25 protein-coding genes and 1 pseudogene are annotated in these 23,170 nt (G+C 63.9%); 15 read left to right on the forward strand and 11 right to left on the reverse strand.

Translation table 11 applies throughout. The features are described from left to right. Positions 1-91: 91 nt before the first annotated feature. Positions 92-1,297, reverse strand: coding sequence for a glutamine-hydrolyzing carbamoyl-phosphate synthase small subunit (gene carA / locus LCM4577_RS24495; protein ID WP_071073908.1), 1,206 nt, complete (start codon positions 1,295-1,297; stop codon positions 92-94). 262 nt (positions 1,298-1,559) lie between these two features. Here carA and LCM4577_RS24500 point away from each other — a divergent pair, with 262 nt between their 5' ends. Next, positions 1,560-2,009 (forward strand): GatB/YqeY domain-containing protein, encoded by a 450-nt coding sequence (locus tag LCM4577_RS24500; protein WP_071073909.1) that lies wholly within the window; start codon positions 1,560-1,562, stop codon positions 2,007-2,009. 109 nt (positions 2,010-2,118) lie between these two features. Here LCM4577_RS24500 and LCM4577_RS24505 read toward each other — a convergent pair whose 3' ends face one another. Beyond that, positions 2,119-3,117 carry a hypothetical protein gene (locus LCM4577_RS24505; RefSeq protein ID WP_071073910.1) on the reverse strand — a complete coding sequence of 333 codons (999 nt, stop codon included), beginning with the start codon at positions 3,115-3,117 and terminating at the stop codon, positions 2,119-2,121. A gap of 282 nt (positions 3,118-3,399) precedes the next feature. Between LCM4577_RS24505 and LCM4577_RS24510 the strand changes: the two genes are divergently transcribed. Together LCM4577_RS24510 and LCM4577_RS24515 are read left to right on the forward strand one after the other, a co-directional pair. Further along, complete coding sequence (locus LCM4577_RS24510; protein ID WP_071035025.1) at positions 3,400-4,110, forward strand: DNA helicase; 711 nt, start codon at positions 3,400-3,402, stop codon at positions 4,108-4,110. A gap of 47 nt (positions 4,111-4,157) precedes the next feature. Then, on the forward strand, positions 4,158-4,715 hold the full coding sequence (locus tag LCM4577_RS24515; protein ID WP_071035027.1) for a GNAT family N-acetyltransferase: 558 nt from the start codon (positions 4,158-4,160) through the stop codon (positions 4,713-4,715). Positions 4,716-4,728: 13 nt separating this feature from the next. Here the strand turns inward: LCM4577_RS24515 and LCM4577_RS24520 are convergent, their stop codons facing one another. Further along, complete coding sequence (locus LCM4577_RS24520) at positions 4,729-5,115, reverse strand: DUF983 domain-containing protein (RefSeq protein WP_040989503.1); 387 nt, start codon at positions 5,113-5,115, stop codon at positions 4,729-4,731. A gap of 113 nt (positions 5,116-5,228) precedes the next feature. Here LCM4577_RS24520 and LCM4577_RS24525 point away from each other — a divergent pair, with 113 nt between their 5' ends. Further along, positions 5,229-6,605 carry a PLP-dependent aminotransferase family protein gene (locus LCM4577_RS24525; RefSeq protein ID WP_071073911.1) on the forward strand — a complete coding sequence of 459 codons (1,377 nt, stop codon included), beginning with the start codon at positions 5,229-5,231 and terminating at the stop codon, positions 6,603-6,605. Positions 6,606-6,630: 25 nt separating this feature from the next. On the opposite strand, the gene LCM4577_RS24530 is transcribed toward LCM4577_RS24525, so the two are convergent. The 3 genes from LCM4577_RS24530 to LCM4577_RS24540 form a co-directional block, all read right to left on the reverse strand. Continuing rightward, the gene (locus LCM4577_RS24530) at positions 6,631-7,815 is read right to left on the reverse strand and encodes an MFS transporter (protein WP_116390160.1); all 1,185 of its coding nucleotides are present in this window, start codon (positions 7,813-7,815) and stop codon (positions 6,631-6,633) included. A 79-nt stretch (positions 7,816-7,894) separates the two neighbouring features. After that, positions 7,895-8,152, reverse strand: coding sequence for a DUF2061 domain-containing protein (locus tag LCM4577_RS24535; RefSeq protein ID WP_071035034.1), 258 nt, complete (start codon positions 8,150-8,152; stop codon positions 7,895-7,897). A 95-nt stretch (positions 8,153-8,247) separates the two neighbouring features. Then, positions 8,248-9,912, reverse strand: a complete 1,665-nt coding sequence (locus LCM4577_RS24540; RefSeq protein WP_071073913.1) for a Na/Pi cotransporter family protein — start codon at positions 9,910-9,912, stop codon at positions 8,248-8,250. A 361-nt stretch (positions 9,913-10,273) separates the two neighbouring features. On the opposite strand from LCM4577_RS24540, the gene LCM4577_RS24545 reads away from it, so the two are divergent. From LCM4577_RS24545 to LCM4577_RS24570, 6 genes are all read left to right on the forward strand, one after another. Next, positions 10,274-10,636 (forward strand): RcnB family protein, encoded by a 363-nt coding sequence (locus LCM4577_RS24545; protein WP_071073914.1) that lies wholly within the window; start codon positions 10,274-10,276, stop codon positions 10,634-10,636. Positions 10,637-10,773: 137 nt separating this feature from the next. Beyond that, positions 10,774-12,720 (forward strand): DNA primase, encoded by a 1,947-nt coding sequence (gene dnaG, locus LCM4577_RS24550; RefSeq protein WP_041005933.1) that lies wholly within the window; start codon positions 10,774-10,776, stop codon positions 12,718-12,720. 428 nt (positions 12,721-13,148) lie between these two features. After that, on the forward strand, positions 13,149-15,179 hold the full coding sequence (gene rpoD, locus LCM4577_RS24555) for an RNA polymerase sigma factor RpoD (protein WP_071073915.1): 2,031 nt from the start codon (positions 13,149-13,151) through the stop codon (positions 15,177-15,179). Between the two features lie 203 nt (positions 15,180-15,382). Continuing rightward, complete coding sequence (locus LCM4577_RS24560; RefSeq protein WP_040989491.1) at positions 15,383-15,676, forward strand: GYD domain-containing protein; 294 nt, start codon at positions 15,383-15,385, stop codon at positions 15,674-15,676. A 189-nt stretch (positions 15,677-15,865) separates the two neighbouring features. Beyond that, entirely contained in the window at positions 15,866-16,234 is a 369-nt protein-coding gene (locus LCM4577_RS24565) for a thiol-disulfide oxidoreductase DCC family protein (protein WP_071073917.1), read from the forward strand. Between the two features lie 136 nt (positions 16,235-16,370). Further along, complete coding sequence (locus LCM4577_RS24570) at positions 16,371-17,042, forward strand: PadR family transcriptional regulator (protein WP_071073916.1); 672 nt, start codon at positions 16,371-16,373, stop codon at positions 17,040-17,042. A 178-nt stretch (positions 17,043-17,220) separates the two neighbouring features. On the opposite strand, the gene LCM4577_RS24575 is transcribed toward LCM4577_RS24570, so the two are convergent. Then, entirely contained in the window at positions 17,221-17,373 is a 153-nt protein-coding gene (locus LCM4577_RS24575) for a hypothetical protein (protein ID WP_157900499.1), read from the reverse strand. A gap of 195 nt (positions 17,374-17,568) precedes the next feature. Between LCM4577_RS24575 and LCM4577_RS24580 the strand changes: the two genes are divergently transcribed. Beyond that, entirely contained in the window at positions 17,569-18,210 is a 642-nt protein-coding gene (locus LCM4577_RS24580; RefSeq protein WP_041002379.1) for a TetR/AcrR family transcriptional regulator, read from the forward strand. A 51-nt stretch (positions 18,211-18,261) separates the two neighbouring features. Further along, positions 18,262-18,555, forward strand: coding sequence for an HlyU family transcriptional regulator (locus LCM4577_RS24585; protein ID WP_040989483.1), 294 nt, complete (start codon positions 18,262-18,264; stop codon positions 18,553-18,555). A 35-nt stretch (positions 18,556-18,590) separates the two neighbouring features. Here the strand turns inward: LCM4577_RS24585 and LCM4577_RS24590 are convergent, their stop codons facing one another. The 3 genes from LCM4577_RS24590 to LCM4577_RS24600 form a co-directional block, all read right to left on the reverse strand. Beyond that, positions 18,591-19,523, reverse strand: coding sequence for a 3-keto-5-aminohexanoate cleavage protein (locus LCM4577_RS24590; protein ID WP_040989481.1), 933 nt, complete (start codon positions 19,521-19,523; stop codon positions 18,591-18,593). A gap of 35 nt (positions 19,524-19,558) precedes the next feature. Next, a complete protein-coding gene (locus LCM4577_RS24595; RefSeq protein WP_225248035.1) occupies positions 19,559-19,795 on the reverse strand; it encodes a hypothetical protein in 237 nt (78 codons plus the stop codon). An 84-nt stretch (positions 19,796-19,879) separates the two neighbouring features. After that, positions 19,880-20,518, reverse strand: a complete 639-nt coding sequence (locus tag LCM4577_RS24600; protein WP_071035051.1) for an FMN-dependent NADH-azoreductase — start codon at positions 20,516-20,518, stop codon at positions 19,880-19,882. A 114-nt stretch (positions 20,519-20,632) separates the two neighbouring features. Here LCM4577_RS24600 and LCM4577_RS24605 point away from each other — a divergent pair, with 114 nt between their 5' ends. Further along, positions 20,633-21,580, forward strand: a complete 948-nt coding sequence (locus tag LCM4577_RS24605; RefSeq protein ID WP_041005924.1) for a LysR family transcriptional regulator — start codon at positions 20,633-20,635, stop codon at positions 21,578-21,580. Here LCM4577_RS24605 and LCM4577_RS24610 read toward each other — a convergent pair. Then, positions 21,522-22,148, reverse strand: coding sequence for a TetR/AcrR family transcriptional regulator (locus tag LCM4577_RS24610; RefSeq protein ID WP_041005923.1), 627 nt, complete (start codon positions 22,146-22,148; stop codon positions 21,522-21,524). The genes LCM4577_RS24605 and LCM4577_RS24610 overlap by 59 nt on opposite strands. 66 nt (positions 22,149-22,214) lie before the next feature. Between LCM4577_RS24610 and LCM4577_RS24615 the strand changes: the two genes are divergently transcribed. Together LCM4577_RS24615 and LCM4577_RS24620 are read left to right on the forward strand one after the other, a co-directional pair. Continuing rightward, entirely contained in the window at positions 22,215-22,640 is a 426-nt protein-coding gene (locus LCM4577_RS24615) for a VOC family protein (protein ID WP_041005998.1), read from the forward strand. An 87-nt stretch (positions 22,641-22,727) separates the two neighbouring features. Next, positions 22,728-23,170: pseudogene (locus tag LCM4577_RS24620) on the forward strand (helix-turn-helix domain-containing protein); the annotation flags it as partial.

A 23,170-nucleotide genomic window follows, 5' to 3' on the forward strand; every position in this document is an offset into this window, starting at 1 on the left:
CCATCCATGCTGGCCTCCTGCCCAGCATCAAGGTTGAATCAGATCATCGCTGATTTGGGAATCCCACGACTCCCATAAATCTCATCCGGCTCTAGGCCCGTTCCGCCAGCGCTTCCTCACCGCGCCGTTCGCGGATCAGGTTGACGAAGCGGCGGAACAGGTAGTGCGAATCCTGCGGGCCGGGGGAGGCCTCGGGATGATGCTGGACCGAGAAGACCGGACGGCCGGTCAGCGCGATGCCGCAATTCGATCCGTCGAAGAGCGAGACGTGGGTTTCCTCGACGCCTTCGGGCAGCGAGTCTGCGTCGACGGCGAAACCGTGGTTCATCGACACGATCTCGACCTTGCCGGTGGTGTGGTCCTTGACCGGATGGTTGGCGCCGTGGTGGCCCTGATGCATCTTCTCGGTCCTGCCGCCGAGCGCCAACGCCAGCATCTGGTGGCCGAGGCAGATGCCGAACACCGGGATGTCGGTCTTCAAGAGGTTCTGGATCACCGGCACGGCATATTCGCCGGTCRCTTCCGGGTCGCCGGGGCCGTTCGACAGGAAGACGCCGTCCGGCTGCATGGCCAGGATTTCCTCCGCGCCCGTCTTGGCCGGGACGACGGTGACCTTGGCGCCGAGGCCTGCCAGCAGGCGCAGGATGTTGCGCTTGACGCCATAGTCGATGGCCACGACATGCATTGACGGCTCGCTCTGCTCGCCATAGCCCTCGTTCCAGATCCAGGGCGTCTCGCGCCAGACCGAGGATTGGCCGGACGTGACCTCCTTGGCGAGATCGAGGCCGATCAGGCCCGACCAGGCCGCGGCTTGCCGCTTCAGGTCCTCGATGTCGAAGACGCCGTCGGGCGCATGCGCGATGACGGCATTGGGCATCCCCTTCTCGCGGATCAGCACGGTCAGCGCGCGAGTATCGATGCCGGACAGCGCGACGATGCCGCGCCGCTTCAGCCACTGGTCGAGATGGCCGGCGGCGCGATAGTTCGACGGGTCGGTGACATTGGCCTTGAAGATCGCGCCGACAGCGCCGGCGCGGGCGGCCGGATGCAAGTCCTCGATATCCTCGTCATTGGTGCCGACATTGCCGATATGCGGGAAGGTGAAGGTGACGATCTGGCCGGCATAGGAAGGATCGGTGAGGATCTCCTCGTAACCGGTCAGCGCGGTGTTGAAGCACACTTCCGCGACGGCCGATCCGGTGGCGCCGAGACCGCGGCCCTCGATCACCGTGCCGTCGGCGAGCACCAGAAGGGCGGTCGGCTTTTCGGTGGCCCAGGGGGCGGTGGTCGTGGCCATGGCGGCACTCCTGTCAGGCGCTTCAACGGGTCGGCGGAACCGTTTGCGCGGCAAGACGCGCGGGCTGGATATTTTCAGCTCCCTCGCGTCAACTCATTGTCTCATGCAGGACCGAGTACATAGGCGAAGGCGCCCAAGCGGTCAATGAGGCTGCGTCGAGCCAGGTTTGATTAGTATTCGTCCAGCAATATCAGCGGCTTGCCAGAATTTGCGTTACCCGTTCGGCGAAGCTATTGTCCGCCGCATTCGAAGGAGAAGCACGATGCGCGAGAAAATCGCCGAATCCATGAAGAGCGCGATGAAGGCGCAGGACAAGCACCGCCTGCCGACGCTGCGGCTGATCCAGGCAGCCATCCACGACCGCGACATCGCCAATCGCGGCGCCGGCAAGCCGCCGGCGAGCGAGGACGAGATCCTGCAGATCCTCGCCAAGATGGTGAAGCAGCGCGAGGAATCGGCCAAGGCCTTCGAGGATGGCAAGCGGCCGGAACTGGCGGCACAGGAGCGCGGCGAGATGGAGATTATTCGCGCGTTCCTGCCGACGCAGCTCGACGATCAAGCGATTGCGACCGCTGCGCGCGAGGCGATCGCGGCGACAGGTGCGGCCAGCCAGAAGGACATGGGCAAGGTGWTCGGCGCACTGAAGCAGAAATATGCCGGCCAGATGGACTTCGCCAAGGCCAGCGCCATCATCAAGGGGCTGCTTCAGTAGACGGCAGCCTGGAGCGGTTCAGTGTTTCACGGAATCACCGAACCGCGCTAGGTTCTTGTTTTTACGCAATTCCGAACAGAAACCGCAACGCACTTTTCCTGGAATTGCTTTAGTCCTTGCACATCGGCACCGGCTGCTGCGGCGGCGCCGGATGATCCTTCTTGTACTGGGCGATGATCGGCTCCAGCATCTTCTTCGGCCAGAATTTGGGGGTGCCGATCTCCTTCAGGCAGGAGGCGTTCCAATAAGGACCAGCGCTTGAGAGCGCCTGGCCGGCGGCCTTGGCGCGGGCGACGGCGGCGATGTCGCGCGATTCAGGGTAGATGTAGAGCGTCGTCGGGCTGTTCTTCACTAGGGGGATGATCTGCTCGGCATCGGCCGGCGACCAGCTGGTGCAGCCATTGCTGCGGCCGCCGGCGTAATTCACCAGCTTGCCGTAGGGCACAAAGCCGTCGTGGTCGGCGTAAGAGCTTTGTGGGTTCTTGCGCATGCACAAGCCCTTCAGGATGACCGCCGGGTGCCCGCCGATGACACGCTGCCTGGCGTTCGCCGTCTCCCCTTCGCCGTCGAACTGGACGAAGGTGCGCACGAATGCCGCGTTCTCAGCGCCRACGCGATAGTAGCCCTTGAAGGAGGTTTTGGTCTCGGCGGTCAAGTAAGCGCCGCCGGCCGTCAGCTCGGAGTCCATCGCGTTGCCGAAGTTTTTCGCGCAGCGCCTGCCGTTGGAGAAATCGGCGACGCCCTTCAGGTTGCGGCCGCCGCCATGGCCCGAGGAAACCGCGCGGAAGATCTGCTTGGCTTCGCAGATGATATAATAACGCTGGCCGAGCACATTGTTGCCGAGGTCGCCGGGACGCGTGGCATCCATGGCGAAATAGCAGGGGTTGCTGACCGAGCCTTCGCTGACCTTCTTCTGGTAGAGCGCGCGCGCCCGCTCCAGCACGATCTGAGAAATCTGGCCTTCGCCGTCGCCGACGTGGCGCTGCAGCCAGTCGGGAATGGTCGACGGCCGCAAGGCCGCGAAAGAGCTGACCGATGCCGTCAGCGCTGCCAGGATCGCGACAAGGCAGAAGATGGCCGCGCCCAGCGGAACAGATCTCAACCGCACCCTCTTGCCCCTCCCGTCGAAATGTCTCGCACCCGTGAATCAGCCGAGCCGATCATAGAAGGTCTCGCATCCCTCGGCGAAACACTTCTAGTTTAGCGACACCTTTTGGAGGTCGGATTTTCGGCCCGCTTCGATTGCGCTATGATCTGATTCCGGCGCGCCCACGCCTCCTCCCTCCACCGGGAAGCATCGTTCATGCAGGGCAGTCGATCACCCGACCAACTGTTCGAGCGCCAGGCATAAGGAGGGGTTGCCAAGACTGCTCGCGGCAGGAGGTTTTCGATGCGGCTTTCCGCACCCGTCCATCATCTGAAACGCCAGGCGAGGCTCCTGTCCCGCCGGGAAAATGTTCCACTCCATAAGGCGCTCGACCGCGTTGCCGGTGAAGAAGGCTTTGCCAGTTGGAGCCTGCTTGCGGCCAAGGTCGCCGAGGCTGCGCCTGGCGACAGGCTGCTGGCCCGGCTGATACCCGGCGACATGGTCCTCGTGGCGGCGCGACCGGGCCAAGGCAAGACGCTGATGAGCCTCGAACTCGCCGTGGCGGCCATGAAGCAGGGCGGTCGCGCCGTATTCTTCACCCTGGAATACATGCATGCCGACATACTGGGCCGGTTCCGGGACATCGGCGCCGACCCTGCCGATTTCGACCACCTGTTCACCTTCGACAATTCCGACGCCATCAGCGCCGCCTACATCATCGAGGCGTTGCGGTCGGCGCCTAGCGGCACGCTGGCGGTGATCGACTATCTGCAACTGCTCGACCAGAAGCGCGAGAATCCTGAGCTCATGGTCCAGATACGCGCGCTGAGGTCGTTCGCCCGCGAACGCGGGCTGGTGCTGGTCTTCATCTCCCAGGTCGACAGGTCCTACGATCCCGCCCGGAAACCGTTCCCGGATATCGGCGATATCCGGCTGCCGAACCCGCTCGACCTGTCGCTGTTCGACAAGGCCTGTTTCCTCAACAAGGGCGAAATCCAGTTCCAGGCGACTTGAGAGCGATCCGCGTGGCGGCTATCCCGGTCTCGATAGGGAAACGAACAATGATCGAGATCGTCAAACCCGCACTCGAACATTTGCCGTCCTACAAGGCGGCGCTCGAGCGCGGGTGGTCGCCCGACAATGTGCGGCTGCTGGAAGCGACGCGCGAGCAGCTCGAGGCGATCGAACAGGATCCGGTGGCCTTTCTTGCCGGCCTCGACGATCCGGAGGCCAAGGGGCCGCCCATCACACTGCCCGACGGCACGACCGTGCCGCGCCTGCCTGGCTTTCGACGCTGGATCTGGGATGGCGAGGCTGCCGGCTCGATAGGCCTGCGCTGGCAAAAAGGCACATCGGCGCTGCCGCCGCACGTGCTTGGCCATATCGGTTATGCGGTGGTGCCGTGGAAGAAGGGGCGCGGTTATGCCACCGAAGCGTTGCGGCTGATGCTCGAAGAGGCGAGGGCAGTGGGCCTGGACCATGTCGAGATCACCACGGACCTCGACAATCTTGCATCCCAGAAGGTGATCCTCGCCAATGGCGGAGTGCTTGTCGGGCGCTTCGCCAAGGCCGCCGCCTATGGTGGCGCGGAAAGCCTCAAATATCGGATCGATCTTTAGATCGGTTCGGCGGTTACTCGCCGGGCTTGGCCAGCCTTCCTTCTTCCGCCTTGTGGTAGAACTGGCTTGCCACGAGCCAGCCTTTGAGCGGCCTGAGCGGCGGGATGCAGGTCGCGAGAACGATCGGGATCGAAACGAAAGCGTGGAACCACATGGAGGGCTCGAAGGTCACCTGCGCCCAGACGGCGAACAGGACCGAAGGCACGCAGGCAAAGCAGATGACGAAGAAGGCCGGCCCGTCGGCGGGATCGGCAAAGGAATAGTCGAGCCCGCAGACGTCGCATTTCGGYGCCAGCTTGAGGAATCCCTCAAACAGGTGGCCCTCGCCGCAACGCGGACAGCGGCCCCGAATTCCCACCTGCCAGGGCACCAGATGTGGATAATGCGCAAGGTCTTGCATGATCGTCGCTCCAGTGGATCTCGCGTGAGGCCGAGCCGGCCTTGAGATCGCGGATACATACATATATCATTCTTGTATGCATACAATGCGACAAAGTGTATGGATGGCGATAGGTGACCGGCGAAAGTGACCTCGGCTGGCTCCCGGCTTTGCCGGCGGGGCCAAGACCCGTCTATCTCAAGATCGTCGACGCTCTCGCGGATGCCCGTTCGAACGGTCGTTTGCAGCCGGGCGACAGGTTGCCGCCGCAGCGGGAACTTGCCCGGCTGCTCGGGGTCGATCTTACGACCGTGACGCGGGCGTTTTCCGAAGCCAGGCGCAGAAACCTGATCGACGCGACGGCGGGCCGCGGCACCTTCGTCACGCCGGGCGAACCGGAAGAGCCTGCCCTCGATCTCAGCATGAACATCCCGCCGGCCCCTGCCGGCCTCAACCTGCCGGCCCTGATCCGCATAGGCATCGAGGGGTTGCTCAAGCGCTCCAGCGCGGAAGCGCTGCTTTCCTATCATCCCGGCCCGGGCTCGCCCGCGGAGCGCGCCGCCGGCTCGTCATGGCTCGCCGCGGCGGGAGACAGGCTACCGGCCGACAGGGTCGTTGTCGGTTCGGGCGCGCAGGCGCTGCTCACGGCCGTCGTGCTGGCGGAGACCCAGGAGGGCGACACGATCCTGGCCGATGCGCTGACCTATCCCGGGCTGATCGCGCTGGCCGGGGCCACGCGACGCAAGCTTGCCGCTGTCGGCGATGACGGCGAGGGCATGCGGCCGGACGATCTCGAAGAAGCGGCGCGACGGCACGGCGCCCGCTTCGTCTACCTCAATCCGACGCTGCAAAATCCGACCGCATCCGTCATGCCCGAAGGCAGGCGGCGCGAACTCGCCCGCATGGCCGCGAAGCTCGAGCTGGCCATCGTTGAGGACGATCCCTACAGCCGCTTGCTGACGGCGCCGCCGCCGGCCTTTCTGACCTTGGCGCCCGAGCGAACCCTCCATGTCGCGACATTGGCGAAATGCATATCGCCTTTCCTGCGCACGGCCTTTCTGGCGGCGCCGGACGCGCAAGCCGCGGAGCGGTTCGCGGCAGCGATACGCGGCACCACCATGATGGCRCCGCCGCTGATGACGGGCCTTGCCTGCGAGTGGCTGCGAAGCGGCCTTGCCGGCGAGATCACCAACGCCGTACGCGCCGAAGCGCTGGCCAGGCAAGAGATTGCCCGCACCATCCTCTCCAAAGCTTTCGCGGCAACGGATGCCGGCCTGCATCTGTGGCATCCGCTGAAGAGTGAGTTGCGCTCAGCCGAACTTGCCGACATCGCCCGTCGCCGGGGGCTGGCCATCAGCCCTGCGGAAGAGTTCGCCATAGGGGCGGACTTCGCCAATGGCTTCCGCCTGGCGCTAGGCGCTACCCCCAACCGCGAACGGTTGAAGGAAGGCCTTCAAAGCCTGGCTTCCATCCTTTCAGGAGCTGCGGACTTCTCGCGACCGAAGGTCTGAGGCAACAAACCGAAAGCTTGGTCCGTTACTCGGCCGCGGCCGGCAGCGGCGGCGTCGCGCGGCTGCGCCATTCCCAGGCCTGCGAGGCGACAGCCACCACCACCGCCACCAGCATGGCCAGCGCGCCGGCCAGCGGCAGGCTGCGATAGCCATAGCCGGCATTGAGCATCGCCGCGCCCAGCGACGCGGCGAGCGCGATGCCGACATTGAAGCCGGACGGGATCAGCGAGGAAGCGAGGTTGGAGGCATCGGCCGTCCAGGCGAGGATGCGCGTCTGGATCGGCGCGCCGATGGCGAAGTTGAGACCGCCCCAGATGACGATGGCCACGATCATCGGCACCGGGTAGGGGCTGACAAGGTGGATGACACCCAGCGCCACCGCCTGCAGGGCGAGCATGACGATCAGCGACGGCATCAGCTTCCAGTCGGCGAGCTTGCCGCCGACCAGAACGCCGATCGTGGCGCCGACGCCGTTGAGCAGCAGCACCCATGGGATCAGGCTATCGTCGAGGCCGGTCACTTCGAGCAGCATCGGCGTGATGTAGGTGAACAGCGCAAATTGGCCGATCATCAGCATCAGCATGAGGATCAGCGAGGTCCAGACCTGCTGGCGGCCGAGCACACGAACTTCGCGCGCCAGCCCGGCCGGTCGGTTGGCGGCGCCCGCCGTTCGCGGCAGCAGCGCCAGCATAGCGATAATCGCGACGAGGCCCAGCGCGCCCATCACCCAGAAGGTCGCGCGCCAGCCCCACAGGCTGCCGATCGCGGTGCCGGCGGGCACGCCGATGACATTGGAAACCGTCAACCCCGAGAGGATGACCGCGACCGCCCGGCCGCGCTGGTCCTCGCGCACCAGACTGACCGCAACCACCATGGCGACGCCGAAATAGCAGCCATGCGCCACGGCGGTGGCGATACGCAGCAGAAGCATCGCGGTGAAATCGGGGGCTAGCGCGCAGGCCACCTGGCCAAGCGTGAAGGCGATCGTCAGGCCGATCAGCAGCGTCTTGCGCGACACTTTGCCCGTGACCAAAGCCAGCAGTGGGCCGCCGATGGCGATGCCGCAGGCATAGCCGGAGACGAGATAGCCAGCGGTCGGCACCGAAACGCCGAGGCCTTGCGCCACCTCCGGCAGCACGCCGGCGATGACGAATTCGGTGGTGCCGAAGGCGAAGGCGGCAAGGAAAAGGGCAATCAGCGGCAGCATGATTCAAAACACAGGCGAGGAAATGCATGGCCTCAAACCACGCTTGGGCGGGCGCGGCAATGCAGAAATTGGCGATGGCGCTTTAGCTTTTCTTGATCAGATTTGGCTCAGCCTCGGTCGCCGGCAACGAGGCCGGCTTCTTGTTTCTGCCGTAAGGAATTTTCAGCCAGGCTCGCTCATGAAGGTAAAAGAGCAGCGACTTTGTGACAACTTCTGTCCCGCCGATGGCTGCGGCGAGCTTTACGCTGCCGGTGATCACCAGCGAAATGATCATCGTGTCGATCGTGCCGGTGGCGCGCCATGAAAGCGCCTTGGCGAAGCTGCGCGAATGCGTGTCCATCGGCCGATCGTCCTCCCAACAGGTCCTCAGGCGATCCTTAGCCGACGGAAGCGAGGATGAGCAAAGACTAATTTCTTCAGCAGGTCCCGATCGGCTCAGCTTGCCTTCAATCGGGAGCCGCCGAGCAGGCCGCGCTCCTCAAGCACCGGATAGGCGATCGAGGCAAGCAGCGAGTTGATCTGCTTCAGGTCGCGGATGGTGTCGAGGTGGATCGAGCTCGTCTCGACGCTCTTGGCGGTGCCTTCGCGCAGGCGCAGGAAATGGCTGGCGCTGGTTTCCTTCTCGCGCTCGCGCAGCAGGTCCTTCTCCAGAACCAACTGCCTGGCGGTTTCCGGGTCGCGCGAGACCAGCACGTTGAAGGCAAGGCGCGCGTTGGCCAGCACCGAGGAATGAAACGCGCAAAGCTCCTGCCAGCCCTCGGGGGTGAATTCCAGGCCGCGCTCCAGCTTCTTCCTGACATGTACCAGCATGTTGCGCACGATGATGTCGCCGACCTGTTCCAGCTTGACGCAGGCGCCGATCAGCTCCTGGCACCGCAATGCCTCGTCCTCGGTCAGCGGATTCCTGGTGATCTTGGCGAGATAGAGCTTGATCGCGGCATGCTTCCTGTCGACGCGGTCGTCGAGCGCGGCAAGCGCCTTGATCTTGGCGGGATCGGCATCTTCGTAGAGCTCGATGATGCGCTTCAGCATGATCTCGACCGTCTCGCAGACCCGCACCACCTCGCGCGTGGCGTTGGCCAGCGCCTGGCTCGGCGTGTCGAGGGCGCTCTCGTTCAGCGCCGAAAGCTCCACGACCTCGAGCGTGGCGGCGGGTTGAGGCTTGGTGCCCAGCGCCACGATCTTTTCGGAAGCGCGGTAGACGAGACCGGCCAGCGGCAGCCCAGCGAGCAGGATCAGCACGTTGAACAGGATATGGGCGTTGACGATCTGATCCGGCGCGGTCCTGCCGAGGAAGGCGACATCCGGCTTGAAGGTCATGATCAGGACCAGCATGATCAGCGAGCCGAGGCCGCGCATCAGGAGATTGCCGACCGGTACGATGCGCACCTCCGGCGGCGCCGACCGCGTCAGCATCGGCGCAATCAGCGACGAGCCAAGGTTGACGCCCAGCACCAGGACGACACCCAGTTCCGGCGTGATCAGCCCGCGGCCCGCCAGCGTCGCCATCAAGAGCACTGCGGCGATGCTCGACTGGAACAGCCAGGTGACCAGCGCGGCCAGCAGGTAGGTGGTAATGGAATCGCCTGAGAAATAATTGATGATCAGCGGCATCAACTGGCTGTTGCGCAGCGGCTCCGACGCCTGGCCGATCATCTCCAGCGACAGGATCAGCAGGCCGACGCCGATCAGGATGCGGCCGAGTTGCCGCCAGTCGCGCCGTTCGGTGGCCATGAACATGACAGTTCCGGCGATCAGGCAGAGCGGCACCAGAAGCGTGAGGTCGAAGGTGAGCAGCTTGGCCACAAGCGCCGAGCCGATCTCGGCGCCGCGCACCGCCAATTGCCCGGCGGCGCCCGAAACGATGCCGGCGCCGGCGAAGGAGCCGACCAGCAGCGTCACCGCGGTCGAGCTCTGCAGCGCGACCGCCAGCCCACAGCCGGCCAGCACCGCCATGACCGGATTGCRCATGGTGGCGCGCAACCTGTGGCGCAGCACGTCGCCATAGGCGCGCTCGACCCCTGTCTTCACCATGCGGGTGGCGAACAGCATCAGCGCCACCGCGCCGGCAAGGTGCAGGAGGACGACGGAGCCGCTCACAGCCGACCTCGCGAGTTGGCTCCGGCGACGCGGAGAGGAGTACGAATCTTAGTCATTCAACGCGTCGAAATATACCAATTAAGATTAGCCGAATAATAGATTTTTCTGATGCGATGATCGTCTCGGCTCGACGGCGCATGTCGGAAATGAATGGAGGAAGCATTGGTTGCATACGCCCGGCGGCTGCGTTTTCGCTTCATACTGCCCAACCTCGGCGGCATAGCCGGGGACGATCCGAGGCGTTGTTGAAGTAGCTTGCGCAAGCATCGGAAACCATTACAGAATTGTAATTCTGGCGTTCAGTTTCGGTTCATCCATTGGCGGTTACTCCTCCGTCTATCGACAACAAGGAGTACCGACCATGAAGCGTCTCATACTTTCCGCCCTCACCGCCTCGATGCTGGCCGCCTCGGCCTTCTCCGGCCAGGCCGCGCCGCTCGTCCAGCCGAGCACGCCGCAGTCGAACTACACTCGGGTCGATTGGCAGAAGCCCGGCAGGCATGTCGACAAGCGTGTCGTGAAGAAGAAGGTCGTCGTGAAGCGCAGCCATTGGCGCAACGGCCAGAAATATTCCAACTGGAAGCGCCATCAGCCGATCCGCGACTGGAACCGCTACGGCCTGCGCCGCCCCGGCCCCGGTCAGGAGTGGATCCGCGTCGGCAACGATTATGTGCTGGTCAGCATCCTTTCCGGCATCATCTTCGGCGCGATCGCCGCGCACTAATCCACGGCAATCCGGAAATTCAGAAGGCGGCCTTCCGGCCGCCTTCTTTTCGTCTGTGAAAAGCGGGTACGATCGGCTGGCCGGAGTGGCCGTGCCCGGGCGGCTCGATTATATGGAGGCAAACGAGCTTTCACCCGATGCGCTTTCCGCCCGCCTTCCTCGACGAGATACGCGACCGTGTGCCGATTTCTCAGGTCATCGGCCAGCGCGTCGCGTGGGACAGGAAGAAGACCAACACGTCGCGCGGCGACTATTGGGCCTGCTGCCCGTTCCACGGCGAGAAAAGCCCGTCCTTCCATTGCGAGGACAAGAAGGGCCGTTACCACTGCTTCGGCTGTTCGGTTTCGGGCGATCACTTCAAGTTCCTCACCGAACTCGACGGCATGAGTTTTCCCGAGGCGGTCGAGAAGATCGCCGAAATGGCCGGCGTGCCGATGCCGGTGCGCGATGAGCGGGAAGAACGGCGCGAGAAGGAACGCGCCAGCCTGACCGATGTGATGGAAATGGCGACGGCCTTTTTCCAGGAGCGGCTGCAGAGCGCCGACGGCGCCAAAGCTCGCGCCTATCTGCGTGACCGCGGGCTGACGCCGGCGACGCAGCAATCCTTCCGGCTGGGCTATGCGCCCGACAGCCGCAATGCGTTGAAGGAGCATCTCGCTGCCAAGGGCGTGCCGAAGGCCGATATCGAGGCCTGCGGACTGGTGCGGCATGGCGACGACATTCCGGTCTCCTATGACTGGTTCCGCGACCGCATCATGTTTCCGATCCCGGATTCGCGCGGCAAGATCATCGCCTTCGGCGGTCGCGCGCTGGCGCCCGACGCCTTGGCCAAATACATGAACTCGCCCGAGACCGAGCTCTTCCACAAGGGCAACGTGCTCTACAATTTCGCCCGCGCCCGCAAGGCCTTGGCAAAGGGCGGAACGGTGATCGCGGTCGAAGGCTATATGGACGTGATCGCGTTGGCGCAGGCCGGCTTCGAGAACGCCGTGGCGCCGCTTGGCACGGCGCTCACCGAAAACCAGCTCGAGCTCCTGTGGCGCATGGCGCCGGAGCCGGTGCTGTGCTTCGACGGCGACAAGGCCGGGTTGAAAGCGGCATGGCGTGCCGCCGATCTCGCTCTGCCTTCGGTGCAGGCCGGGCGCTCGGCTCGTTTTGCTTTGCTGCCGGAAGGCAAGGACCCCGACGATCTGGTCAAGGCCGAGGGCCCAGACGCATTCCGGGCGGTGCTGGCCGATGCGCGGCCGCTGGTCGACCTGCTATGGATGCGGGAGACCGCCGGCGGCGTCTTCGAAACGCCGGAGCGTCGCGCCGAATTAGGAAAGAGGCTGAGTGAGCTCGCCAGCCGTATCCGCGACGAAAGTGTGCGCTACGAATATCAACAGGTGATGCGCGAGCGCGTGCGGAGTTTCTTTGGCGCCCAGCGTGACACCAGGCAGGGCCGTAAGGATGGCGGCCGGCCGGGAGATCGAGGCCAGGGCAAGGCCGCGGCGCTCGGCGGCCAGTTCGCCAAAGGTGGAAGCGGCCGCATCGCGATCACCGAAAGCCTTGGACAGTCGGCGCTGGTCAAGCGCAGCGGCGAGGGGATGTCGGTGCGCGAGGCGACGATCATCGTGGCGCTCGTCAACCATCCGGCGCTGATCGACGAGAATTTCGCGCATGTCGAATTCCTCGACCTTGCCAATTCGGATTTGCGCAAGCTCCATGCGGCTATTCTCGACGCCATGGCGCATGACGCGGCCGACGAGCGCGGCGCGGTCATCGCCACCATCGAGCGCGCCGGATGCGGCGGCATCTGGGAGCGGGCGGTGGAGCTGATCAAGCGGGCACGGCAGTGGCCGGCGCTCGAGACCGCGGCGCTCGATGACGCCCGCGACGCCTTCAACCAGGCGATGCACTTGCAGCGTAGCGCCCGCACATTACATAGAGAGCTGAAACAGGCGCAGGCGGCGCTCGATGCAGACCCTTCGGACGAAAACTTCCGGCATCTCGTCGAGATTCAAGCGCAATTCAACGATGTGCAGGCAACGGAAGCGCTGATCGAAGGGTTCGGCGTGTCGTCGGGCAGGGTTGGCCGCGTTTAGGGCCCCAACACCGCCCATTGGAAGTGAAGTGGAAATGCGCAGCGCGTCGAATCGACGCCTCTAAGTCGGGTAATTGATTCGCTTTTTTCATGCGAATCATGCCAGAGGCGCTTGACCTTCTGGCAGATTGGCGGAATCAGGACGATTCGAAACGTTAACCGTGCCCCGGCGTCGGCGGGAAATTTGAGCGATGTGAGGTACTGGTGATGGCTGGACAGGCAAAGTGCCTGCCCCAGATATCAGGGTTAATCTGGACTTAATGCATGTCGCCCAAAAGTGGAGACCCGGTTTTGGGGCAACGACATGCACCAAAAAGAGATGATGCGGTTGGTGGGCCGGTAAGAAGCGTTCTGGTGCGAGCGCGTCCGGCATGACCGGTCCGGCAGTTTACGCGGCTTCGATATAAGGCCGCTTGGAGACGACAAAGAATGGCGACAAAGGAAAAGGAAGAGGTCGAGACCGAACGTGAAGGCGCCACCGATGGCCCTCTGCTCGACCTTTCCGACGATGCTGTCAAGAAGATGATCAAGGCCGCGAAGAAACGCGGCTATGTCACGCTCGACGAACTCAATGCGGTGCTGCCCTCGGAAGAGACGGATCCGGACCGCATCGAAGACATCAATGCGATGCTCAACGACATGGGCATCAATGTCGTCGAGGACGACGAGCAGGGTGAAGAGACCGAAGGCGAAGCGCCCGCCGACAGCGAGGAGGACGCCAACGAGCTCGCCGAGCAGACCGGCACCGCCGTCGCCGCCACGACCACCAAGAAAGAGCCGACCGACCGCACCGACGACCCGGTGCGCATGTATCTGCGTGAGATGGGTTCGGTCGAGCTTCTGTCGCGCGAGGGCGAAATCGCCATCGCCAAGCGCATAGAGGCCGGCCGCGAGACGATGATCGCGGGTCTGTGCGAAAGCCCGCTGACCTTCCAGGCCATCATCATCTGGCGCGACGAGCTCAACGAATCGAAGATCCTGCTGCGCGAGATCATCGACCTCGAGGCGACCTATGCCGGCCCCGAGGCCAAGCAGGCGCCGGTCGTCGAACGCGTCGAGGAAGCGCCCTCCAAGCCCGAAGAGAAGCCGCGCGGCCGCGCGGCAGCGCGCGAGGAAGAAGACGACATCACCAATGTCGGCGGCGACACGCGCGGGCTGGAGGAAGAGGAAGACGACGAGGACGAGGCGAGCCTGTCGCTGGCCGCGATGGAAGCGGAACTGCGCCCGCAGGTGATGGAGACGCTCGACGTCATTGCCGACACCTACAAGAAGCTGCGCAAGCTGCAGGACCAGCAGGTCGAGAACCGCCTGGCCGCCGCCGGCACGCTTTCGCCCAGCCAGGACCGCCGCCTGAAGGAGCTGAAGGACCAGTTGATCAAGGCGGTGAAGTCGCTGTCGCTCAACGCCGCGCGCATCGAGGCGCTGGTCGAGCAGCTCTACGACATCAACAAGCGCCTGGTGCAGAACGAGGGCAAGCTTCTGCGGCTTGCCGAAAGCTACGGTGTGCGCCGCGAGGAATTCCTCAAGGAGTATCAGGGCTCCGAGCTCGATCCGAACTGGACCCGCTCGATCGCGAATCTCACCTCGCGCGGTTGGAAGGAATTCACCAAGAACGAGAAGGACACGATCAAGGAGCTGCGCGCCGAGATCCAGAATCTCGCCACCGAAACGGCGATCTCGATCCTGGAATTCCGCAAGATCGTCAACCAGGTGCAGAAGGGCGAGCGCGAGGCCGCGATCGCCAAGAAGGAAATGGTCGAGGCGAACCTGCGCCTCGTCATCTCCATCGCCAAGAAATACACCAACCGCGGCCTGCAGTTCCTGGATCTCATCCAGGAAGGCAATATCGGCCTGATGAAGGCGGTCGATAAGTTCGAATACCGCCGCGGCTACAAGTTCTCGACCTACGCCACCTGGTGGATCCGGCAGGCCATCACCCGCTCGATCGCCGACCAGGCGCGCACCATCCGCATTCCGGTGCACATGATCGAGACGATCAACAAGATCGTGCGCACTTCGCGCCAGATGCTGCACGAGATCGGCCGGGAGCCGACGCCGGAGGAACTGGCGGAAAAACTCGCCATGCCGCTGGAAAAGGTGCGCAAGGTCCTGAAGATCGCCAAGGAGCCGATCTCGCTCGAAACGCCTGTCGGCGACGAGGAGGATTCGCATCTCGGCGACTTCATCGAGGACAAGATGGCGATCCTGCCGATCGACGCGGCGATCCAGGCCAACCTGCGCGAGACGACCACACGCGTGCTGGCCTCGCTCACCCCGCGCGAGGAGCGCGTGCTCAGAATGCGCTTCGGCATCGGCATGAACACCGACCACACGCTGGAAGAGGTCGGCCAGCAGTTCTCGGTGACGCGTGAGCGTATCCGCCAGATCGAAGCCAAGGCGCTGCGCAAGCTCAAGCATCCGAGCCGGTCGCGCAAGCTCAGAAGCTTCCTCGACAGCTGAGCGGAACGCAATCATACGAAGATCAAAAGGGCGCCTCGGGCGCCCTTTTTGCGTTCCCGGCCATCTCTCATGCCGCCTTGCCGGGTTTGCCCGACAGGAGGATAATTTCGGGGTCGGATGCATTTGTGGGCGACAAGCCGGATGCCCGCCCCGGCGCCGGTCGTAACGGCGCCGCGCTCCGTGGCCCCGGAGGGAGGTGTGCCATGACAACCTACATCGTGCTTATCAACTGGACCGAGCTGGGCGCCAGGAATGTGCGGGAGTCGCCGAAACGGCTCGATGCCGCCAAGAAGCTGCTGGGGGAAATGGGCGGCTCGTTCAAATCATTCTATTTGACCATGGGCGAATGCGACATGGTGGCCATCGTCGAAGCCCCAGACGACGCGGTGCTCGCCCGCTTCGCGCTGATGTTGTCGTCGGGCGGCAACGTCAAGACGCGGACGATGAAGGCGTTCCCGGAATTCGCCTATCGCGAGATCATCAGTTCGCTTGGGTGAAGCGCGGAGACAGCTTGACTGATCGGTCACATTGCGGCGCCGCGCCTAAAGACGGATGATCTCAGGTCGAACGACCTGAAATCTGAATCCGTCTCCAATCTAAGGAATAGAGCATGATGTCGTCCGAAAACCGCATCACACTTTTCGGCATCATGCTCTATCGCCGATAGTCGGGCCGTGTCCGCGCCTTTGCTCACCGTATGGTACAACACGCGCTGTCCGGTGTGCGACGCCGRCATCAGCCGCCAGAAGAGGCGGCTGATCGAGGCGGTCAAGTCGGGTCACGTCGAATTCCGCGACATCAATTTCGAACCCGAAGCGCTTTCTGCCTTCGGCGCCTCGCTCGAGGATATCCGCCGCCGGCTGCATACGACCGATAGCGCAGGGCGGTTGCTGGTCGGCGCCGACGTGGCCGTTGCGGTGTGGCGGCTCACGCCGGGCGAGGGATGGCTGGCGTCCCTGTTCGGCAACCCTGTCACCCTGCCGCTGACGCGCTTTGCCTATGACCGTTTCGCGGACCTTCTCTACGCCTGGAACCGGCGCAAGGGTCACTGGTAGGCGGGCTCCACTTCCCAAATCACCGTGACGCCAGGGCCTTGGCGCGTTGTACGATACATCGTAAGATATATCTTGACTCCACGGGAAGTGCGCCTAACTTAAGATGTATCGTAAGATATAACTCAAGGAGCAATCCATGCACAGACACGACCATTTCGGGCACAATCATTTCGGCGAGCGCATGTTCATGCGCATGGCCGGCAAATTCGGTGGCAGAGGGGGCGGCGGGTTCGGTCCGTTCGGCCATGGCGGCAGGGGTGGCGGCCGCGGCGGCCCGGGCGACATGTTCCGCGCCGGGCGCATGCTGGCCGACGGCGATCTCAAGCTGATCACGCTGTCGCTGCTCGCCGATGCACCGCGCCACGGCTACGACATCATCAAGGCGCTGGAAGAGCACACCAGCGGCATCTACAGCCCGAGCCCGGGCGTGGTCTATCCGACGCTGACCTTCCTGGAGGAGGCGGGCTACGCGGTGTCGGCCAGCGAAGGCAACAAGAAGGTGTTTTCGATCACCGAGGCCGGCAGGGCGCATCTCGAGGAGAACCGCGAGATGATCGACAGCGTGCTCGACCATCTCGAGCGCTTCGGCCGCAAGATGGCCGCGGCGCGCGAATGGTTCGGCTGGGGCGACGACAAGGACGAGGGGCGCCGCGGCCGTTCGGAAACGCGTGACCGCTTCCGTGCGCTGCGCCACCGGCTGCGCGCCGCGCTCGGCGACATCGCCGATGCGCCGGAGGACAAGCAGGCCGAGGCGATCAGCATCCTCGAAGACGCCGCCGAGGCTATCGAGGCGCTGTCGCGCCGCTAGAGCAATTCCAGGAAAAGTGTGATCGGTTTTCCGTCCGGAATTGCGTAAAAACAAAGAGATAGAGCGGTTCGCCGTTTCCGTGAAACGGTGAAACGCTCTAAGGCCGCCTGCAGTTCTTCAGTTCAGCGCAAAAGGCCCGGAGCGATCCGGGCCCTTTTCGTTATCGACCGAGAGGCGATCAATCCTTGCCGACATACTCGCTGATCAGCTTGTCATTGCGCGCCTTCTCGATCTTGGCGGTGGTCTCGGCCGCGATGCGCTCGTCGGTGCGGTATCGATGGCGAAGGTCCTTCAGATTGTCCTCGGCCCGGGCGCTGGCGCCGTCCAGCAATGTCTTGATCAGGCTAAGTATGGTCCTTCTCCCTATTTGTGTGAACGATGTTCACGAAGCCGGCGTAGCAGGAGATGAACATTGTTCAAGAATTATTTTGAACGCTGTTCATGAGGCGTTGGGCATGGTAAACGCAGGCAATGGAATGAATCCGGGCCGGGCGCGCCGGCTCCGGAGATAAGGACAGGAAAGAGCATGGCGCTCGACAAGGAAGAAATGAGCGAGAAGGTGCTCGCCATCGCCGAGGCGCTGCTCAACGAGGGCGGCGCCGAGAACCTGAAAGCGCGCACCATCGCCGAGCAGGCCGGCATTTCGGTCGGATCCGTCTACAACCTCTTTACCGATCTCGACGAGGTGCACCGCGCCGTCAACATGCGGCTGCTCGACCGGCTCGGCGCGACAGGCCTGGCGGCGATGGCCGATCTCGAAAGGCAAGGGGTGAGCGATGTCCAGCACCGCATCCTGGCCATGGCCGCGGCCTATGTGCGTTTCGTAGAGGCGCATCCCGGCAGCTGGCCGGCGGTGCTTGCCTTCAACCGGCGCCGCGCGACGCGGCCAGGCCCCGATGCCTATGACGCGCTGCTCGACGCACTCTTCGACATCGTCGCCGGCGTGCTCAAGGCCGGCGATTTCGGCCTCGACGACGAGCGCCGCGCGCTTGCGGCGCGGACCTTGTGGTCAAGCGTGCATGGCATCGTGACCAGCGGCTATGTGGCGAATTCCAACAGCCGGCAGGCCGAGGAGATTTGGCGTCAGGTCGAGCTGCTGGTCGGCGTTTTCGTCAGGGGACTGGAACACGGCGGCGCATTCGCGCATGCTGAGACAAAGTCTGAATGAACAGATGCGCCATGAATCCTGCGGCGCCCGCGTGAAATGGAGTTTTGAAAAATGTCTTTTCTGAAAAAGCTTTTCGGCGGCGGCGGTGGTGAGGCTACGGAGACCGGTTCCGCCAAGCCGGCCAAGCAGGTCGAGCACAAGGGCTTCCTGATCAGCGCCACGCCCTACAAGGCCGACGGCCAGTACCAGACCTGCGGCGTCGTCTCCAAGGAGGTCGACGGCGTGATGAAGGAACATCGCTTCATCCGCGCCGACCGCTTCGCCGGGCTGGACGACGCCGTCGACATCTCGATCAAGAAGGGCATCCAGCTCGTCGACGAGCAGGGCGAGAGGATGTTCGGCTAGCCCGCCCTCGGTTGCGCCGGCCAGCCTCTGCTTGATCAGAACGCGACCTTGTCGCCGCCCTTGAGCTGCAGGATCTGGCGCGCTTCGTCGGGCGTGGCGATCGAGGCGCCGAGGCCTTCGATGATCTGGCGCACCTTGGTCACCTGCTCGGCGCTGGAACGGGCGAGCTTGCCCTTGCCGATCCACAGCGAGTCCTCGAGGCCGACACGGACATTGCCGCCGAGCGCGATCGCCTGAGTGGCGATCGGCAGTTGATGGCGGCCGGCGCCCAGCACCGACCAGTGATAGTCGTTGCCGAACAGGCGGTCGGCGGTGCGCTTCATGTGGGCAACGTCCTCCGGATGCGTGCCGATGCCGCCAAGGATGCCGAACACGCTCTGGACGAAGAACGGCGCCTTGACCAGGCCGCGCTCGACGAAATGCGCCAGCGTGTAGAGATGGCCGATGTCGTAGCACTCGATCTCGAAGCGCGTGCCGTTGTCGGCGCAGGTGCGCAATATGTGCTCGATATCGCCGAAGGTGTTGCGGAAGATGCGGTCGCGCGAGGATTCCAGATAAGGCCGCTCCCAGTCGTGCTCGAAGGTCTTGAAGCGCTCCAGCATCGGGAACAGCGCGAAGTTCATCGAGCCCATGTTGAGCGAGGCGACCTCAGGCGCGAACACCTTCGCCGGCCTGACGCGCTCCTCCACACTCATCGTCGCCGCACCGCCGGTGGTGATGTTGACGACGCAGTTGGAGCGCTGCTTGATGACCTGCAGGAAAGGCGCGAAGGCCTCGGTCGACTGGTCGGGGCGGCCGTCGACCGGGTTGCGGGCGTGAAGGTGGACGATCGCGGCGCCCGCCTCGGCCGCCTCGATCGCCGCGGTGGCGATCTCTTCGGCCGTCACCGGCAGATGCGGCGACATTGACGGAGTGTGGATCGAGCCCGTTACGGCGCAGGTGATGATGATCTTGTTCTGGTTCGCCACTTATGATCCTCGATCTCTTCGTTATTCGACCGCGCCTATTTGACGGCGCCTTGGGTGATGCCGGAGATGAACTGCTTCGACAGCACGATGTAGAGCAGCGTAATCGGCAGCGCCGCCAGTGTCAGCCCGGTGAACAGCACCCCCCAGTCGGTGGTGAATTCGCCGACGAACACGGTCAGCCCTTGCGGCAGTGTCTTCAAATTGTCGGAGGTGATCAGGACCAGCGGGAAGAAAAAGTCGTTCCAGATCGGCACCGCGTTCTGGATCGCCACGATCACCAGCGCCGGGAGGGAGCGAAATACAGAAAGAGGCAGGCGCTGGCGGGCGCCTGCCTCTTTCGTTTACGGCGTCGGCGGTCAGGCCGCGACGGCGGCGTGATCGGCAGTGGCGGCCGCGATCGCATCGACCTTGGCGGTGGCCTTGGCAAGGGCTGCGGTGACCGCGTCAGCGCCCATGCCGACGCCCTCGACGCGGATGACTTCGACGTCGGTCATGCCGAGGAAGCCGAGCACGCTGCGCAGATACGGAACCGCATGGTCCATCTGTACCGCGGCGCCTTCCGAATAGATGCCACCGGAAGCAAGCACGATATAGACCTTCTTGCCGGTGACGAGGCCTTTCGGGCCGCCTTCGCCATAGGCAAAGGTCCTGCCGGAGCGGGCGACGTGGTCGACCCAGGACTTCAACGTCGAAGAGATGTTGAAGTTGATGAAGCCGGTGGCGAGGATCACGGTGTCGGCGGCGAAAAGCTCGTCGAGCACGGCCTCGGAAACGCCGACAACCTCGGCCTGGCGCGGTGTGCGGGCTTCGGCCGGCGTATAGATACCGGTGGCGTAGTCGGGATCTATATGCGGCAGCGGATTGGCGACCAGATCGCGCACGACAAGGATGTTGGCCGGATCGGCGGCAATGAGCTTCCGGGCAAGATCGGTGGCGACGCGGGTCGAGTGCGAAGCGTCGCCGCGCGGGCTGGACGTAACGAGAAGAATAGACATGGCGGTGTCCCCTTGGGGTTGGATTGAACTTTCCACGCCAATATGGGATTGCCGGCCTATCAGGATAACTGGTATAATATGTATACAATCCATCAATAAAATGGATGAGAGGTTATGCAGCCAAACCCGACCTTGGATCAGCTCCAGATCCTCGTGGCAGTGGCCGATACCGGCAGCTTCTCGGCCGCGGGGCGCAAGCTCAACCGGGCGCAGTCGGTGGTGAGCTACGGCATCGCCAATCTCGAAGCGCAGCTCGGCCTGAAACTGTTCGAACGCGAAGGTGTGCGCGAGCCGCAGCTGACCGATGTCGGCAAGGCGATGCTGGAGGACGCGCGGCGCATGATCGGCGTGCTGCAGCGCATCCGTTCGCGCGCCGACGGCTACCGGCAAGGACTGGAAGCGGAAGTGGCGATATCGGTCGACGTGGCGCTGCCTTCGCCGGCATTGGTGCGCGTGCTCAAGGCCTTCGAGGGGCAGTTCCCTGCGGTCATGCTGCGGCTTTACATCGGCTCGCTCGGCCTGATCGTCGACCAGGTCGTCAATGGCCAGTCGGATCTTGGCTTCGGCGGCCTGCAAGGCGATGCCGATGTCACTCTGCTGCGCATCGGCTTCACCTCGATGGTGCCGGCGGCGGCGCCGGACCACCCCTTGGCCAAACTGCCGAAGCCGGTGGCTGTCGAGGACCTGCGCGAGCATATCCAGCTCGTCGTCTCCGACCAGTCAGAGCGGACGCGCGGGCGCGACTATGGTGTGTTTGCCTATCGCACCTGGCGGCTGACCGACGTGCGCACCAAGCATGCCCTAATGCGCGAAGGTCTCGGCTGGGGCGGCCTGCCGCGCTGGCTGATCGCCGACGACCTCGCCAGCGGCAGGCTGGTGGAGCTCGATCTGGAGCCCTATCGCGAGGTGCGCTCGCCGCTCTATGCCATGCACCGCGCCGACCGCAGCCCCAAGCCGGCCGCGTCCTGGCTGATCGACGAATTCAAGCGCCAGCTTGGCTGCTTCAACGAGATGGAGCCGGGCGTGTGGATCGAGGAGGGGCCGGAGACAAGCCGTCCATGAGCGCGATCAGTACCGAACGGTAGTCCTCGGCGGACGCGCCGGCCTCGATGGCCAGAGCCGCCCGGTCGAAGGCGGCGGCCAGCAGCGCGGTCAGCGGCTCGGCCGGCAATCTGGTCATTGCCTGCGCGCGCATTGCAGCGACCAATCCTTCGCGCAGCGAGCGGTTGCCGTGGCGGTTGTCGATCTCGTCCATGGCCGCGCGTCCAAGCACCGCCGGCCCGTCGAGCAGCAGCAGCCGCGTGCGGCCGGGCACGCGCATCGCCTTGAGATAGGCGTCCGAGCCGGCGATCAGCGCGTCACGCGCCGACAGCGATGGCGGCGAGGCCTGATCGATCTCGGCCGCCACGGCCGCAGCCTCCTGCTCGACGACCGCCGCGAACAGCGCCTGCTTGTCGGCGAAGTGGTGGTAGAGCGCGCCGCGCGTGACACCGGCCTCGGCGACGATCTCCGGCGTGCCGGTCTCGGCATAGGACTTTTCCGTGAACAGCTTCCGCGCCGCGCGGATCAGATCCGCGCGCGTCGCCTCGGTGCGGTCACGGTTGGAGCGGCGTCCGGACTCTTCTTGCATACATGCAGCCTGTATGTTATTTACATTTACATACAGACTGTATGTTGGATGCGAGGAGAAGGAAAGATGAAGACGACCAGCTATTATCCGGTGCTGATGACGGGTGACGTCGCAGGCACCGCCGCCTTCTATGTCGAGCATTTCCGCTTCAAGCCGCTCTTCGAGAGCGACTGGTATGTGCACCTGCAGTCAGCCGAGGACAGGCGCGTCAACCTTGGCATCGTCCAGGGCGACCACGAAACGATTCCGGAGGAGGGACGGGGACGCACGTCCGGCCTGCTGATCAATTTCGAGGTGCGCGATCCGGACGCCGTCTATGAGCGGGTTGTCGCCGCGGGCCTGCCGATATTGCGTAGCTTGCGCGACGAGCCGTTCGGCCAGCGGCACTTCATCACCAGGGATCCCAATGGCGTGCTGATCGACGTGATCAAGCCGATTCCGCCGAGCGAGGAGTTCCTGGCGCAATATGCTGAAGGCGTGGCCGAGGGCTAGAGCGGGATGAGGTTTGTAGGAGTCGTTGGATTCCCAAATCAGCAATGATCTGATTCAACATCGCTGCTGGGCAGGAGGCCAGCATCGATGGCTGGATATTCGATGGATTTGCGCGAGCGGGTTGTCGCGGCAGTCAAGGTTGAAGGGCTTTCGCGGCGTGCGGCCGCCGCTCGGTTTGGCGTCAGCTACAGCGCGGCGATTGAATGGTTGAAGCGGGTGGACGAGACCGGCAGCGTGGCGCCGCTCAAGGTCGGCGGCTATAAGCCGAAGAAGATATCGGGCGCTTGGCGCGATTGGCTGGTCGAGCGCTGCCGGACGAAGGACTTCACCTTGCGCGGCCTTGTGGCCGAGCTTGGCGAGCGCGGCCTGAAGGTCGACTACCGCTCGGTCTGGGAGTTCGTGCACGCCGAGAAGCTCAGTCACAAAAAAAGACGTTGATTGCAGCCGAGCAGGATCGTCCGGACGTGGCGCGCCGACGGGCGCAGTGGGTTCAGTATCAGGACCGGATCGACCCCGCCCGCCTGGTGTTC

This window comes from Mesorhizobium sp. LCM 4577 (assembly GCF_001854795.2).
Taxonomy (GTDB): domain Bacteria; phylum Pseudomonadota; class Alphaproteobacteria; order Rhizobiales; family Rhizobiaceae; genus Mesorhizobium; species Mesorhizobium plurifarium.